General features: G+C 59.7%; 17 protein-coding genes. 11 read left to right on the top strand and 6 right to left on the bottom strand.

Annotated features, from left to right (window positions below; translation table 11 throughout):
* Positions 1-130: 130 nt before the first annotated feature.
* From lptB to FBY04_RS06355, 5 genes are read right to left on the bottom strand one after another with little or no spacing between them, the layout of a single operon-like run.
* Positions 131-856 (bottom strand): LPS export ABC transporter ATP-binding protein, encoded by a 726-nt coding sequence (gene lptB / locus FBY04_RS06375; RefSeq protein ID WP_017336541.1) that lies wholly within the window; start codon positions 854-856, stop codon positions 131-133.
* On the bottom strand, positions 856-1404 hold the full coding sequence (gene lptA / locus FBY04_RS06370; protein ID WP_017336542.1) for a lipopolysaccharide transport periplasmic protein LptA: 549 nt from the start codon (positions 1402-1404) through the stop codon (positions 856-858). Before lptA ends, lptB begins: the two co-directional genes overlap by 1 nt.
* Positions 1391-1963 carry an LPS export ABC transporter periplasmic protein LptC gene (gene lptC, locus FBY04_RS06365; protein ID WP_084318112.1) on the bottom strand — a complete coding sequence of 191 codons (573 nt, stop codon included), beginning with the start codon at positions 1961-1963 and terminating at the stop codon, positions 1391-1393. Before lptC ends, lptA begins: the two co-directional genes overlap by 14 nt.
* Positions 1964-1970: 7 nt before the next feature.
* The gene (locus FBY04_RS06360) at positions 1971-2495 is read right to left on the bottom strand and encodes an HAD family hydrolase (RefSeq protein ID WP_084318113.1); all 525 of its coding nucleotides are present in this window, start codon (positions 2493-2495) and stop codon (positions 1971-1973) included.
* Positions 2495-3469 carry a KpsF/GutQ family sugar-phosphate isomerase gene (locus FBY04_RS06355; RefSeq protein ID WP_084318114.1) on the bottom strand — a complete coding sequence of 325 codons (975 nt, stop codon included), beginning with the start codon at positions 3467-3469 and terminating at the stop codon, positions 2495-2497. Before FBY04_RS06355 ends, FBY04_RS06360 begins: the two co-directional genes overlap by 1 nt.
* A gap of 275 nt (positions 3470-3744) precedes the next feature.
* On the opposite strand from FBY04_RS06355, the gene FBY04_RS06350 reads away from it, so the two are divergent.
* From FBY04_RS06350 to hisC, 10 genes are all read left to right on the top strand, one after another.
* A complete protein-coding gene (locus FBY04_RS06350; RefSeq protein WP_084318115.1) occupies positions 3745-4554 on the top strand; it encodes an ATP-binding cassette domain-containing protein in 810 nt (269 codons plus the stop codon).
* Positions 4554-5351 carry a lipid asymmetry maintenance ABC transporter permease subunit MlaE gene (gene mlaE, locus FBY04_RS06345; protein WP_084318116.1) on the top strand — a complete coding sequence of 266 codons (798 nt, stop codon included), beginning with the start codon at positions 4554-4556 and terminating at the stop codon, positions 5349-5351. The genes FBY04_RS06350 and mlaE overlap by 1 nt, the downstream gene beginning before the upstream one ends.
* Positions 5351-5818, top strand: a complete 468-nt coding sequence (gene mlaD / locus FBY04_RS06340) for an outer membrane lipid asymmetry maintenance protein MlaD (RefSeq protein ID WP_010463308.1) — start codon at positions 5351-5353, stop codon at positions 5816-5818. The genes mlaE and mlaD overlap by 1 nt, the downstream gene beginning before the upstream one ends.
* 11 nt (positions 5819-5829) lie before the next feature.
* Positions 5830-6486 (top strand): phospholipid-binding protein MlaC, encoded by a 657-nt coding sequence (locus FBY04_RS06335; protein WP_084318117.1) that lies wholly within the window; start codon positions 5830-5832, stop codon positions 6484-6486.
* Entirely contained in the window at positions 6483-6788 is a 306-nt protein-coding gene (locus FBY04_RS06330) for a lipid asymmetry maintenance protein MlaB (RefSeq protein ID WP_084318118.1), read from the top strand. The genes FBY04_RS06335 and FBY04_RS06330 overlap by 4 nt, the downstream gene beginning before the upstream one ends.
* Positions 6789-6901: 113 nt before the next feature.
* The gene (locus FBY04_RS06325) at positions 6902-7141 is read left to right on the top strand and encodes a BolA family protein (RefSeq protein WP_084318119.1); all 240 of its coding nucleotides are present in this window, start codon (positions 6902-6904) and stop codon (positions 7139-7141) included.
* Positions 7142-7163: 22 nt separating this feature from the next.
* Positions 7164-8429: a UDP-N-acetylglucosamine 1-carboxyvinyltransferase gene (murA, locus tag FBY04_RS06320; protein ID WP_017336551.1), complete on the top strand. Its 1266-nt coding sequence runs from the start codon at positions 7164-7166 to the stop codon at positions 8427-8429.
* 146 nt (positions 8430-8575) lie between these two features.
* Entirely contained in the window at positions 8576-9211 is a 636-nt protein-coding gene (hisG, locus tag FBY04_RS06315; protein WP_007901570.1) for an ATP phosphoribosyltransferase, read from the top strand.
* Positions 9212-9335: 124 nt separating this feature from the next.
* A complete protein-coding gene (hisD, locus tag FBY04_RS06310) occupies positions 9336-10661 on the top strand; it encodes a histidinol dehydrogenase (protein ID WP_145314803.1) in 1326 nt (441 codons plus the stop codon).
* A 2-nt stretch (positions 10662-10663) separates the two neighbouring features.
* Entirely contained in the window at positions 10664-11716 is a 1053-nt protein-coding gene (gene hisC / locus FBY04_RS06305) for a histidinol-phosphate transaminase (protein WP_145314802.1), read from the top strand.
* Between the two features lie 124 nt (positions 11717-11840).
* Here hisC and algW read toward each other — a convergent pair whose 3' ends face one another.
* Positions 11841-13001, bottom strand: coding sequence for a Do family serine endopeptidase AlgW (gene algW, locus FBY04_RS06300; RefSeq protein WP_084318122.1), 1161 nt, complete (start codon positions 12999-13001; stop codon positions 11841-11843).
* 102 nt (positions 13002-13103) lie between these two features.
* On the opposite strand from algW, the gene FBY04_RS06295 reads away from it, so the two are divergent.
* Complete coding sequence (locus tag FBY04_RS06295) at positions 13104-13862, top strand: Nif3-like dinuclear metal center hexameric protein (RefSeq protein ID WP_008026945.1); 759 nt, start codon at positions 13104-13106, stop codon at positions 13860-13862.
* Positions 13863-14043 lie beyond the last annotated feature (181 nt).

Raw genomic sequence — 14043 nt, 5'->3', positions numbered from 1 at the left:
GCCGGAGCGCCAAACATAAGCAAATTATATGCCCGAAACTGCAGCGTTTGCCTAGAGCGCTGTAACAATAAAAAAGTATTGATTTTTTATCGAGACAGGCGCTCGGGCAACCAGCCAGACACCTCAGTGCTTAAAGGCGGAACTCATGGCCCAGATAGACTTCTTTCACGAGGTCGTTGGCCAGGATGGTGGCAGAGTCACCTTCGGCGATCAGCTGGCCATCGTTGACGATGTAGGCGGTTTCGCAGATATCCAGGGTTTCACGGACGTTGTGGTCAGTGATCAGCACGCCAATGCCCTTGGCCTTGAGGTGGTAGATGATCTGCTTGATGTCGCCCACCGAAATCGGGTCCACGCCGGCGAAGGGTTCGTCGAGGAGGATGAATTTCGGGTTGGTTGCCAGTGCCCGGGCGATTTCCACGCGGCGGCGTTCACCACCGGACAGGCTCATGCCGAGGTTGTCGCGGATGTGGCTGATGTGGAATTCCTGCAGCAGGCTTTCCAGTTCTTTGCGACGATCGGCCTTGTCGAGTTCCTTGCGGGTCTCGAGGATCGCCATGATGTTGTCGGCGACCGAGAGTTTGCGGAAGATCGACGCTTCTTGCGGGAGATAGCCGATACCGGCCTTCGCACGACCGTGCATCGGCTGGTGGCTGACGTCCAGATCGTCGATCAGGACGCGGCCCTGATCGGCCTGGACCAGGCCGACGATCATGTAGAAGCAAGTGGTCTTGCCGGCACCGTTAGGGCCAAGCAGGCCGACGATCTGACCGCTGTCGATGGACAGGCTGACGTCGCGCACGACCTGACGGCTCTTGTAGCTCTTGGCCAGATGCTGAGCTTTCAGAGTTGCCATTACGGGGCCTTTTGCTCTTCGGTTTTCTTTTTCGGCTGGATCACCATGTCGATGCGCGGACGCGACTCGGTCACGTTGGTGCCTGTGGCACGGCCGGCGCTGGCGAGCTTTTTGTTGGTGTCGTAGACGATTTTCTCGCCTTGGGTAACGTTGCCGTCCTTGTCGATGACTTTCGCCTTGTCGATCAGCACGACGCGGTCTTGCGAGGCGTGATACTGGATAGTGACGCCGTAGCCCTGAACCGGCTTGGTGTCGCCAGCGGTCTGCAGTTGCTCGAAGTAGGCCAGGTTGCCCACCGAAGTCACCACGTCAATGTCACCGGCCGCGGTGCGGGTGATGGTGACCTTGTTGCCGGTAACCTTCATCGAGCCCTGGGTGATGATCACGTCGCCGGTGTAGGTGGCAACGCCATTCTTGTCGTCCAGTTGGGCATCGTCGGCCTGGATACGGATAGGCTGCTGTTGATCGTTCGGCAGAGCCCAGGCGCTCACGCTTCCCAGTGCTGCGCCCAGACCGAGCAAAATAGGGAGAGTTTTAACGAGCCTCATACTGTCCTCTTACGTTCGATAGCAGGTGTATCCTGCTTTCTTTCAAATACGCTTTCATTCCCTTGCCAGTCGAGACACCACCAGCGCCGTCGATTCTAACGGGTTGATCGGTCTGCGCATATTGCTGTTGCGGGAACACTGTCATGCGGGTGCTGGTGATCAGGGTGTCGCGATTCTTTTCGTCGGTACGCTTCACGCGCACGTTGTCGATCAACTCGACTTCAGTGCCACCGGAGTTCACCTCGGCGTGCTCGCTGGTCACGTGCCACGGGAACTCGGTGCCCCGGAACATGTTGAGGTCCGGTTTGGTGACCAGGGTGACATCGGTCGCTTTCAAGTGCTCGGCTTTGTCAGACGTCATTTCGTACTGCAATTTGCCGTCTTCGAGATACTGGAGCGTGTGCGTGTTGGTCGCGTACCAGTCGATCCTGGTCTCGTCGACCTTGACCGCCGGCTTGTCGAGGAAGCGCTCCGGGCTGATGTTCCAGTAGCCGACCGCCGCAAAAATCGCTGCGATGCAACCGAACACCAGGATGTTGCGAAATTTCTTGCTCAGCATAGTTGGCTCACAGGTACGCAGCGTTGGCCGCATCGAGGCGGTCTTGGGCGCGCAAGATCAGTTCGCAGAATTCGCGGGCGGCACCCTCGCCGCCACGGGCCTGGGTGATGCCATGGGCGTGTTCGCGCACGAAGCTGGCGGCATTGGCCACCGCCATGCCCAGGCCGACGCGGCGAATCACCGGCAGGTCTGGCAGGTCGTCACCGAGGTAGGCGACTTGCTCATAGCTTAGGTTGAGTTGGGCGAGAAGTTCGTCCAGCACCACCAGTTTATCTTCGCGACCCTGATACAGGTGGGGAATGCCGAGGTTCTTCGCCCGGCGCTCGACTACCGGGGTCTTGCGGCCGCTGATGATAGCGGTCTGCACGCCGGCTGCCATCAACATCTTGATGCCTTGGCCGTCGAGTGTGTTGAAGGTCTTGAATTCGCTGCCGTCTTCAAGGAAGTACAGGCGTCCGTCGGTCAGGACGCCGTCGACGTCGAATACCGCCAGTTTGATCTGTTTGCCGCGTTGCAGCAGGTCCGTGCTCATTACATTACTCCCGCGCGCAACAAGTCGTGCATGTTCAAGGCGCCGACCGGGCGGTCTTCGCTGTCGACCACGACCAGTGCGTTGATTTTATGGTCTTCCATGATTTTCAAGGCCTCGGCGGCGAGCATCTCGGCGCGGGCAGTCTTGCCGTGGGCGGTCATGACCTGGTCGATCGTGGCGCTGTGAATATCGATGCTGCGATCCAGGGTGCGGCGCAAATCGCCGTCGGTGAAGATCCCGGCGAGTTTGCCGTCGGCTTCCAGAATAACGGTCATGCCCAGGCCCTTGCGGGTCATTTCCATCAGCGCGTCCTTGAGCAGCGTCCCGCGCTGGACTTGCGGCAACTCCTGCCCGGCGTGCATGACGTTTTCCACTTTCAGCAGCAGGCGTCGGCCCAGCGCGCCACCGGGGTGGGAAAAGGCGAAGTCTTCAGCGGTGAAGCCGCGGGCTTCGAGCAGCGCAACGGCCAGGGCATCGCCCATGACCAGGGCGGCGGTGGTCGACGATGTCGGTGCCAGGTTCAGCGGGCAGGCTTCGTGTTCGACATGCACGTTGAGATTGACCTCGGCAGCCTTGGCCAGCGGGGAGTCGGGGTTGCCGGTCACGCTGATCAATTTGATGCCCAGGCGTTTGATCAGCGGCAGCAGGGTGACGATTTCATTGGTGGAACCGGAGTTCGACAGGGCCAGGATGATGTCGTCGCGGGTAATCATGCCCATGTCGCCGTGGCTGGCTTCGGCCGGGTGCACGAAGAACGCCGTGGTGCCGGTGCTGGCCAGGGTGGCGGCAATCTTGTTGCCGATGTGCCCCGATTTGCCCATGCCGACCACGACCACGCGGCCTTTGCTGCCCAGAATCATCTCGCAAGCGCGTACGAAATCTGCGTCGATATGGGGCAGCAAGCCTTGTACGGCTTCCAGTTCGAGGCGGATGGTGCGTTGTGCTGATTGAATCAGGTCGCTGGATTGGCTCATGTCAGAAATCGTATAGCCTGATGAAAAGGCGGCGATTATAGCGGTAATGATCGAAACCCTCACGCAAGTTCGTCGCGCTTTGACATTCCCTGTTACCGAATCCCTTTAAATGAAGCATTTGCACGCCATGTCGCTGAACATGACCCGGCTTGGCCCTTGGGCGCTTTGCCTTTGCAGTGATATAGTTCGCCGCCAGTTCGGCCTGCCCGGGGAGGTATGTGCTTTCGTCAGAAAGTCAGGCGTCCGAGTGAGAGGCTGCATCGCAAGGAGTTTAGATGAGTGCCGATAACGCCTACGCGGTCGAGCTGAAGGGACTGACCTTCAAGCGCGGTGCGCGCAGCATTTTCAATAACGTCGATATCCGTATTCCGCGCGGCAAGGTCACCGGCATCATGGGGCCTTCCGGGTGTGGCAAGACCACGCTGTTGCGTTTGATGGGCGCCCAATTGCGTCCGACCAAGGGTGAAGTCTGGGTCAACGGTCAGAACCTGCCGAAACTGTCGCGCAGTGATTTGTTCGATGCGCGTAAACACATGGGTGTGCTGTTTCAGAGTGGCGCACTGTTTACCGATCTCGACGTGTTCGAGAACGTTGCCTTTCCCCTGCGCGTTCATACCGAGCTTCCGGAAGAAATGATCCGGGACATTGTCTTGCTCAAATTACAGGCCGTGGGCCTGCGTGGCGCCATCGACCTGATGCCTGACGAACTGTCCGGCGGCATGAAGCGTCGTGTCGCACTGGCCCGGGCGATTGCCCTCGATCCGCAGATTCTCATGTATGACGAACCATTCGTCGGTCAGGACCCGATCGCCATGGGCGTCTTGGTGCGTTTGATTCGCCTGCTCAACGATGCCCTGGGCATCACCAGCATCGTGGTCTCCCACGACCTGGCCGAGACCGCGAGCATCGCTGACTACATCTACGTGGTCGGCGAAGGCCAGGTATTGGGGCAGGGCACGCCCGAGGAGCTGATGAACTCGCAGGAGCCACGGATTCGCCAATTCATGACCGGCGAACCTGACGGCCCGGTCGCATACCACTTTCCAGCGACGGATTTCCGCGCAGATCTTCTGGGGAAGCGTTGATGCGCAAGATTTCACTCATAGAACGCGTGCGCCGGTTCGGCCACGCCGGCATCGACGTGCTGGCGGTGTTCGGCCGTTCGACGATATTCCTGTTTCATGCCTTGCTCGGTCGAGGCGGCATCGGCGGCGGTTTCGGCCTGCTGATCAAGCAACTGCATTCGGTGGGCGTGATGTCCCTGGTGATCATTGTGGTCTCCGGGGTGTTCATCGGCATGGTGCTGGCGCTGCAAGGCTTCAACATTCTGTCCAGCTACGGTTCTGAACAGGCGGTCGGGCAGATGGTTGCCCTGACCTTGCTGCGCGAACTGGGGCCTGTGGTCACGGCATTGCTGTTCGCCGGACGCGCCGGTTCGGCCCTGACGGCTGAAATCGGCAACATGAAATCCACCGAACAGCTGTCCAGTCTGGAAATGATTGGTGTCGACCCGCTCAAGTACATCATTGCCCCGCGCCTGTGGGCCGGCTTCATTTCCCTGCCGGTGCTGGCGATGATTTTCAGCGTGGTGGGTATCTGGGGCGGTTCGTGGGTGGCTGTCGACTGGCTGGGTGTGTATGAAGGTTCCTACTGGTCCAACATGCAGAACAGCGTGACGTTCACTGACGATGTGCTCAACGGCATCATCAAAAGTATCGTCTTCGCCTTTGTCGTGACCTGGATCGCCGTATTCCAAGGCTATGACTGCGAGCCCACATCCGAGGGGATCAGTCGTGCCACTACCAAGACCGTTGTGTATGCCTCGTTGGCTGTACTCGGCCTGGACTTTATTCTGACCGCCTTGATGTTTGGAGATTTCTGATGCAAAACCGCACCCTGGAAATCGGTGTCGGCCTTTTCTTGCTGGCTGGCATCCTGGCTTTGCTGTTGCTGGCGTTGCGGGTGAGTGGCCTGTCCCCGAGCGCAACCACCGATACATATAAACTTTATGCCTATTTCGACAATATCGCCGGTTTGACGGTCAGAGCTAAAGTGACCATGGCCGGCGTGACCATCGGCAAGGTCACGGCGATCGATCTGGACCGCGACAGCTTCACCGGTCGGGTGACGATGCAACTGGAAAAGCGCGTAGATAACCTGCCGACTGACTCCACTGCATCTATTCTGACTGCTGGCCTGTTGGGCGAGAAATACATCGGTATCAGCGTGGGCGGCGAAGAAGGCCTGCTCAAGGATGGTGGAACCATCCACGACACCCAGTCGTCGCTGGTGCTTGAGGACCTGATCGGTAAATTCCTGCTCAATACCGTTAGCAAAGACGCCAAATGAGGAGCTTTTGAATGATCTCTACCTTGCGACGTGGCCTGTTGGTATTACTCACGGCTCTGCCGTTGGTGGCTAACGCCGTGGCGGCGCCTTCCGCGCACGAACTGGTACAGGACACCACGACCCGTTTGCTGGCTGATCTGTCCGCCAACAAAGAGAAGTACAAACAGGATCCGCAGGACTTTTACACGGCGCTGAACACCATCGTCGGCCCTGTGGTGGATGCCGAGGGCATCTCCAAGAGCATCATGACGGTCAAATATTCGCGCAAGGCCACGCCGGCACAGATGAAAACCTTCGAAGAAAACTTCAAGAAGGGCCTGTTCCAGTTCTATGGCAATGCTTTGCTTGAGTACAACAACCAGGGCATCACCGTTGATCCGGCCAAAGACGAGTCGGGAGACCGCACCAGCGTTGGCATGACGGTCAAGGGCAGCAACGGCGCGATCTATCCTGTGTCCTACACGCTCGAAAAGATCAATGGCGAGTGGAAGCTGCGCAACGTGATCATCAATGGCATCAACATCGGCAAGCTGTTCCGTGATCAGTTCGCTGATGCGATGCAGCGCAATGGCAACGACCTGGACAAGACCATCAATGGTTGGGCCGGTGAAGTCGCCAAAGCCAAGGAAGCCAGCGAGAAGCAAACCCCCGAGAAGCAAGCCCAATGAGTGTATCGGCCATTCGCATGAGCGAATCCGGCGAGCTGATGCTAAGCGGGATGCTGGACTACCGCACTGGCCCGGGCCTGCGCAAGCAGGGCCAGGCGCTGATCAAGGCCAGCAAGGCCGCCGCATTGGTGGTGGATTGTTCGGCGGTGTTGAAGTCCAGCAGTGTCGGCTTGTCGCTGCTGCTGTGTTTCATGCGTGATGCCCAGGAGGTCGGCAAGCCGCTGAGCATCCGTGCAATGCCCGAAGACATGCGTGAAATTGCTCAGGTCAGCGAATTGACCGAGCTGTTGGCGCATCCCTAACCGCATCGATAAGAAGGCCCCCCGTCAGAGTCCTGCTTCGCGGGGTTCGCAGGCGCGGGGCTTTTTTGTATGATGTCCGACCCGCGCGCACAGGGCGCCGATTGAGGTTGAGCATGCAGGCCGTAGAAGTGAAGAGCTTCCTTGAAGCAAAGCTGCCGAACACACAGGTGGAAGTTGAAGGCGAAGGCTGCAACTTTCAGCTGAACGTGATTAGCGATGAACTGGCGGCGTTGAGCCCGGTGAAGCGTCAGCAGCAGGTCTATGCCCATTTGAACCCATGGATCACCGATGGCAGCATCCATGCGGTCACTATGAAATTTTTCAGCAGCGCGGCCTGGGCCGAGCGCACCTGAGCCCAAGGGCGTCGAGATTCTTATGGATAAATTGATTATTACCGGTGGCGCTCGTCTTGATGGCGAGATCCGCATTTCCGGGGCAAAAAACTCTGCCCTGCCGATCCTGGCTGCAACCTTGCTGTGCGATGGCCCGGTTACCGTTGCCAACCTGCCGCACCTGCATGACATCACCACCATGATCGAACTGTTCGGTCGCATGGGCATCGAGCCGGTGATCGACGAGAAGCTCAGCGTCGAAATCGATCCGCGCACCATCAAGACCCTGATCGCCCCGTACGAACTGGTGAAAACCATGCGTGCGTCGATCCTGGTACTGGGCCCGATGGTTGCCCGTTTCGGTGAAGCCGAAGTCGCACTGCCTGGCGGTTGCGCCATCGGTTCGCGTCCGGTGGACCTGCACATCCGTGGTCTTGAAGCCATGGGCGCGGTCATCGACGTTGAAGGCGGCTACATCAAGGCCAAGGCCCCTGAAGGCGGCCTGCGCGGTGCGCACTTCTTCTTCGACACCGTCAGCGTGACCGGTACCGAAAACATCATGATGGCCGCCGCTCTGGCCAAGGGCCGCAGCGTTCTGGCCAACGCCGCGCGCGAGCCTGAAGTCGTCGACCTGGCGAACTTCCTGATCGCCATGGGTGCCAAGATCACTGGCGCCGGCACCGACACCATCACCATCGATGGCGTCGAGCGTCTGCACACCACCACTTACAAAGTGATGCCTGACCGTATCGAAACCGGCACCTACCTGGTGGCTGCCGCCGTGACCGGCGGTCGCGTGAAGGTCAAGGACACGGATCCGACCATCCTCGAAGCCGTTCTGGAAAAGCTGCGTGAGTCGGGTGCCGAAATCACCTGCGGCGAAGACTGGATCGAGCTGAACATGCACGGCAAGCGGCCAAAAGCCGTCAACGTGCGGACCGCTCCGTACCCGGCGTTCCCGACCGACATGCAGGCGCAGTTCATCTCGCTCAACGCCATTGCCGAAGGCACCGGTGCGGTGATCGAGACGATCTTCGAAAACCGTTTCATGCACGTATACGAATTGCACCGCATGGGCGCCAAGATCCAGGTCGAAGGCAACACCGCTATCGTTACCGGCACCGAGAAGCTGAAAGGCGCGCCAGTCATGGCGACCGACCTGCGAGCTTCGGCCAGCCTGGTGATCTCGGCCCTGATCGCTGAAGGCGACACCCTGATCGACCGCATCTACCACATCGACCGTGGTTACGAGTGCATCGAAGAGAAACTGCAGATGCTCGGCGCGAAGATCCGTCGCGTACCGGGCTAGTTTTTTTGCTGCATGGGCATAAGGATGTGCCCGTTGAATTCGTTTCAAGTCGGGGGCGTCTTTTCATTTATTGAGAGAGCCCTCGATGTGTGTCCGGCGCCATTTGCGACCGGGCATCAGTAGCCTGATAAGGACTGACGTTTCCCATGTTGACCATCGCACTGTCCAAGGGCCGCATCCTTGACGACACCCTGCCGCTTCTGGCTGAAGCGGGCATCGTGCCGACCGAGAATCCGGACAAGAGCCGCAAGCTGATCATCCCCACGACCCAGGCCGATGTGCGCCTGCTGATCGTGCGCGCCACCGACGTGCCGACTTACGTCGAGCATGGTGCCGCTGACCTGGGCGTCGCCGGTAAAGATGTGCTGATGGAATACGGTGGCCAGGGCCTGTACGAGCCTCTGGACCTGCGAATTGCCCTCTGCAAGCTGATGACCGCTGGCCGCGTCGGCGATGTCGAGCCCAAGGGCCGTCTGCGCGTGGCAACCAAGTTCGTCAACGTTGCCAAGCGCTATTACGCCGAACAGGGTCGTCAGGTCGACATCATCAAGCTCTACGGCTCGATGGAGCTGGCGCCGCTGATCGGTCTGGCGGACAAGATCATCGACGTGGTCGACACCGGCAATACGCTGCGCGCCAATGGCCTGGAACCTCAGGATTTCATTGCCGACATCAGCTCCCGGCTGATCGTCAACAAAGCTTCGATGAAAATGCAGCACGCCCGTATCCAGGCGTTGATCGACACCCTGCGCAAGGCAGTGGAGTCTCGACACCGCGGCTGATTCACCTGCGCGACCGCAAGGCGCGCCGTCTATCCGCCTCATAGCCAGAATTCTCAGGTGCCCAAGCGGATCGAATGTTAGCTTCGGGCGCCTGAGTTTTTGCCAATCCTATGAGGCTCTCGCTATGACCGCACTGACTGCAATTCGCCGACTCAACGCTGCTGACCCGGATTTCGCACATCATCTGGATCATCTGCTGAGCTGGGAAAGTGTGTCTGACGACTCGGTCAATCAGCGGGTGCTGGACATCATCAAAGCCGTGCGTGAGTGTGGCGATGCGGCGCTGGTGGAGTTCACCCGGCAGTTCGACGGTCTGGACGTCGCCTCGATGGCCGACCTGATCCTGCCGCGCGAACGCCTGGAACTGGCCCTGACCCGAATCACCGTGCCTCAGCGCGAAGCCCTGGAAAAAGCCGCGGCCCGCGTGCGCAGCTATCACGAGAAGCAAAAACAGGATTCCTGGAGCTACACCGAAGCCGATGGCACCGTGCTCGGCCAGAAGGTCACGCCACTGGATCGCGCCGGTCTGTACGTGCCAGGCGGCAAGGCGTCTTACCCGTCGTCCGTACTGATGAACGCGATTCCGGCCAAGGTTGCCGGCGTGACCGAAGTGGTCATGGTGGTGCCGACCCCGCGTGGTGAACTCAACGAGCTGGTGCTGGCCGCCGCCTGCATCGCCGGCGTTGACCGCGTCTTCACCATCGGCGGTGCACAAGCCGTCGCCGCGCTGGCTTACGGCACCGAAAGCGTGCCGAAGGTCGACAAGGTGGTCGGTCCGGGCAACATCTATGTGGCCACCGCTAAACGCCACGTATTTGGCCAGGTCGGCATCGACATGATCGCCGGTCCATCGGAAATCCTCGTGGTGTGCGACGGCAAGACGGATCCGGACTGGATCGCCATGGACCTGTTTTCCCAGGCCGAACACGACGAAGATGCCCAGGCGATTCTGGTCAGCCCGGACGCCGAATTCCTCGATCAGGTCGCTGCCAGCATCGCCAAACTGTTGCCGACCATGGAGCGTGCCGAAATCATCGAAACCTCGATCAATGGCCGTGGTGCGCTGATCAAGGTGCGCGACATGGAACAGGCGATCGAAGTAGCCAACCGTATCGCGCCGGAGCACCTGGAGTTGTCGGTCGCCGACCCGCAAGCCTGGTTGCCGCAGATCCGTCACGCGGGCGCGATCTTCATGGGGCGTCACACCTCCGAAGCCTTGGGCGACTACTGCGCCGGCCCGAACCACGTGTTGCCAACCTCCGGCACCGCACGCTTCTCGTCGCCGCTGGGTGTGTACGACTTCCAGAAACGCTCGTCGATCATCTTCTGCTCCGAGCAGGGTGCGTCCGATCTGGGCAAGACCGCTTCCGTGCTGGCCCGTGGCGAGTCGCTGACCGCCCACGCCCGCAGCGCCGAATACCGTATCGTTGACGAGCAAAAGGGAAACTGAACATGAGTAAATTCTGGAGCCCGTTCGTCAAGAATCTGGTGCCTTACGTGCCGGGCGAGCAGCCGAAACTGGCGAAACTGGTGAAGCTCAACACCAACGAAAATCCTTACGGTCCATCGCCAAAAGCCCTGGCGGCGATGCAGGCCGAGCTGAACGACAACCTGCGTCTGTACCCGGACCCGAACAGTGATTTGCTCAAGAACGCAGTCGCCAGGTATTACGGTGTGCAGAGCAATCAGGTGTTTCTCGGCAACGGTTCCGATGAGGTCCTGGCGCACATTTTTCACGGTTTGCTGCAGCACGATAAACCGCTGCTGTTCCCGGACATCAGCTACAGCTTCTACCCGGTTTACTGCGGGTTGTATGGCATCACATTCGACGCGGTGCCGCTGGATGAGCAGTTCCAGATCAACCCGGCGGACTATGCCAAGCCGAACGGCGGGATCATTTTCCCCAACCCGAACGCACCGACCGGTTGCCTGCTGGCGCTGGACGCGGTTGAGCAAATCCTCAAGGCCAGCCCGGATTCGGTGGTCGTGGTGGACGAGGCTTACATCGACTTCGGTGGCGAAACGGCGATCAGTCTGGTGGACCGTTATCCGAATGTGCTGGTCACTCAGACTTTGTCCAAGTCCCGTTCACTGGCTGGCCTGCGAGTGGGCCTGGCGGTCGGACATCCGGATTTGATCGAGGCGCTGGAGCGGATCAAGAACAGCTTCAACTCGTACCCGCTGGATCGCATGGCGAATGTCGGCGCAGCGGCTGCGTTCGAGGACCGTGAGTACTTCGACAAGACGTGTCGTCTGGTGATCGAAAACCGTGAATGGGTGATTTCGCAGTTGCAGGCTAAAGGCTTTGAAGTGCTGCCGTCGGCGGCGAACTTCATTTTCGCCCGTCACCCGCAGCACGATGCGGCGGGGCTGGCAGCGAAGCTGCGCGAGCAGGGCGTGATCGTCCGGCACTTCAAGCAGGAGCGGATTGCCCAGTTCCTGCGGATTTCCATTGGCACGCCGGAGCAGAATCAGGCGTTGATCGACGGCCTCGGCGACCTCTAAGCCAACACTGACCCTGTAGGAGTGTGGCTTGCCCGCGAAGAACGATGACACGGTGCATCAAGTACACCGCGTTATCGTTCTTCGCGGGTAAGCCACGCTCCTACAGATTGTGTGTGTTGACTGCTTACTCTTCTTCTTTCTCTTTGACCGGAGCAGGCGGCGGGCGCAAACCGATTTCCGCGGTCAGCTTCAGCTCCTTGCCGTTACGCATCACCAGAATCGTGACTTTGTCGGTCGGCTTGATCCGCGCCACCTGATTCATCGAGCGACGGCCATCGCCCGCCGGTTCGCCGTCGATGGTGAGGATCACGTCACCCAACTGCAGGCCCGCCTTCTGTGCCGGGCCGTCACGGAAAATCCCCGCGACCACGATACCCGGGCGCCCCGACAGACCAAACGACTCCGCCAGTTCCTGCGACAACGGCTGCACTTCGATCCCCAGCCAGCCACGAATCACTTGGCCGTGTTCGATGATCGACTTCATCACTTCCATGGCCAGTTTCACCGGGATCGCGAAACCGATGCCTTGCGAGCCGCCGGACTTGGAGAAGATCGCGGTGTTGATGCCGGTCAGGTTGCCGTTGGCGTCCACCAGCGCACCGCCGGAGTTGCCGGGGTTGATCGCGGCGTCGGTCTGGATGAAGTCTTCGTAGTTGTTCAGGCCCAGCTGGTTACGGCCGGTGGCGCTGATGATGCCCATGGTCACGGTCTGGCCGACGCCGAACGGGTTGCCGATGGCCAGGGCCACGTCGCCGATGCGGATGTTGTCGGAGCGGCCGACGGTGATCGACGGCAGGTTCTTCAGATCGATCTTCAGGACGGCGAGGTCGGTTTCCGGGTCGCTGCCGATGACCCGAGCCAGGGTTTCACGGCCGTCCTTCAACGCGACCACAATCTGGTCGGCGCCGCTGGTCACGTGGTTGTTGGTCAGCAGATAACCTTCCGGGCTCATGATCACGCCGGAGCCGAGGCTCGATTCCATGCGCTTCTGCTTGGGCGCATTGTCGCCGAAGAAGCGGCGGAACTGCGGGTCCTCGAACAGCGGATGGTTCGGTTTGTTGATGACCTTGGTGGTGTACAGGTTCACCACCGACGGCGCGGCGGTGGTGACCGCGTCGGCATACGACACCGGACCTTGCTGCATCGTGGTGGTTTGTGGGGCTTGCTGCAGGTTGACGTCGAGGCTCGGAAGCCCGACCCACTGCGGGTAACGCTGGATGATCAATAAAGCGATAAGCACGCCGGCCAACAGCGGCCAGCCGAAAAAACGCAGCGCTTTGAGCATTAAGCACGTCCTGGAAGGTTGCAGGCGGTATGAGACCGCCCATAATGTCGCGCATTATACGAGGCCGCGCGCGCCTCTGAACGGGATATTTAGGAGTCTTTTATGGCCGTCGCCCTGAGCACCCTGGTCGAAGAAGCCGACCGCTATCTGAACAGTGCAAAGATTGCCGATTATTGCCCCAACGGGTTACAGGTTGAAGGTCGGCCGCAGGTGATGCGCATCGTCAGTGGCGTCACCGCCAGTCAGGCGTTGCTGGACGCTGCGGTCGAGGCCCAGGCCGATCTGGTGCTGGTGCATCACGGTTATTTCTGGAAGGGCGAGAACCCGTGCATCACCGGCATGAAGCAGCGCAGGTTGAAAACCCTGCTCAAGCACGACATCAGCCTGCTGTCCTACCATCTGCCGCTGGATCTGCATCCCGAAGTTGGTAACAACGTGCAGCTCGCGCGTCAGCTGGACATCACCGTCGAAGGTCCGCTCGATCCGGATAACCTTAAAATTGTCGGTCTGGTGGGCTCTCTGAGCGAACCGGTGACGCCGCGTGATTTCGCCCGCCGCGTACAGGAAGTCATGGGCCGCGAACCGCTGCTGATCGAAGGCAGCGAGATGATCCGCCGGGTCGGCTGGTGCACTGGTGGCGGCCAGGGTTACATCGATCAGGCTGTGTTGGCGGGTGTCGATCTGTACCTCAGCGGTGAAGCGTCCGAACAGACCTTCCACAGCGCCCGGGAGAACGACATCAGCTTCATCGCCGCCGGTCACCACGCCACCGAGCGTTATGGTGTACAGGCGTTAGGCGATTACCTGGCGCGACGTTTCGCGCTGGAGCACATCTTTATCGATTGTCCCAACCCGATTTGATTTTCGCTCCCCCTGTAGGAGCACGGCTTGCCGGCGATGGCGTCTTGGAGATCGCCATCGCGAGCAAGCTCAGCTCCTGCAGTAGGCCGTGTAGCCCAAACGAGGGGGTATATTCATATACCCTTTCGATCTAGTCGGCGTCCTGATTAGAAGAGGTCGCTGTGCTAGGATTCCTCGCTCG

The organism is Pseudomonas sp. SJZ080, from assembly GCF_007828295.1.
Lineage (GTDB): Bacteria > Pseudomonadota > Gammaproteobacteria > Pseudomonadales > Pseudomonadaceae > Aquipseudomonas > Aquipseudomonas migulae_A.
The sequence above is the reverse complement of the archived record's forward strand: the minus strand, read 5'-3'. Positions and strand labels throughout refer to the sequence as shown.

Excerpts from the sequence above, each read along its gene's own strand:
- hisD (WP_145314803.1), top strand. The coding sequence starts at position 9,336 with ATGACCGCACTGACTGCAATTCGCCGACTCAACGCTGCTGACCCGGAT.
- lptB (WP_017336541.1), bottom strand. The coding sequence starts at position 856 with ATGGCAACTCTGAAAGCTCAGCATCTGGCCAAGAGCTACAAGAGCCGT.
- lptA (WP_017336542.1), bottom strand. The coding sequence starts at position 1,404 with ATGAGGCTCGTTAAAACTCTCCCTATTTTGCTCGGTCTGGGCGCAGCA.
- FBY04_RS06330 (WP_084318118.1), top strand. The coding sequence starts at position 6,483 with ATGAGTGTATCGGCCATTCGCATGAGCGAATCCGGCGAGCTGATGCTA.
- hisG (WP_007901570.1), top strand. The coding sequence starts at position 8,576 with ATGTTGACCATCGCACTGTCCAAGGGCCGCATCCTTGACGACACCCTG.
- algW (WP_084318122.1), bottom strand. The coding sequence starts at position 13,001 with ATGCTCAAAGCGCTGCGTTTTTTCGGCTGGCCGCTGTTGGCCGGCGTG.
- FBY04_RS06335 (WP_084318117.1), top strand. The coding sequence starts at position 5,830 with ATGATCTCTACCTTGCGACGTGGCCTGTTGGTATTACTCACGGCTCTG.
- murA (WP_017336551.1), top strand. The coding sequence starts at position 7,164 with ATGGATAAATTGATTATTACCGGTGGCGCTCGTCTTGATGGCGAGATC.
- FBY04_RS06325 (WP_084318119.1), top strand. The coding sequence starts at position 6,902 with ATGCAGGCCGTAGAAGTGAAGAGCTTCCTTGAAGCAAAGCTGCCGAAC.
- FBY04_RS06360 (WP_084318113.1), bottom strand. The coding sequence starts at position 2,495 with ATGAGCACGGACCTGCTGCAACGCGGCAAACAGATCAAACTGGCGGTA.
- FBY04_RS06295 (WP_008026945.1), top strand. The coding sequence starts at position 13,104 with ATGGCCGTCGCCCTGAGCACCCTGGTCGAAGAAGCCGACCGCTATCTG.
- hisC (WP_145314802.1), top strand. The coding sequence starts at position 10,664 with ATGAGTAAATTCTGGAGCCCGTTCGTCAAGAATCTGGTGCCTTACGTG.
- FBY04_RS06355 (WP_084318114.1), bottom strand. The coding sequence starts at position 3,469 with ATGAGCCAATCCAGCGACCTGATTCAATCAGCACAACGCACCATCCGC.
- lptC (WP_084318112.1), bottom strand. The coding sequence starts at position 1,963 with ATGCTGAGCAAGAAATTTCGCAACATCCTGGTGTTCGGTTGCATCGCA.
- mlaD (WP_010463308.1), top strand. The coding sequence starts at position 5,351 with ATGCAAAACCGCACCCTGGAAATCGGTGTCGGCCTTTTCTTGCTGGCT.
- FBY04_RS06350 (WP_084318115.1), top strand. The coding sequence starts at position 3,745 with ATGAGTGCCGATAACGCCTACGCGGTCGAGCTGAAGGGACTGACCTTC.
- mlaE (WP_084318116.1), top strand. The coding sequence starts at position 4,554 with ATGCGCAAGATTTCACTCATAGAACGCGTGCGCCGGTTCGGCCACGCC.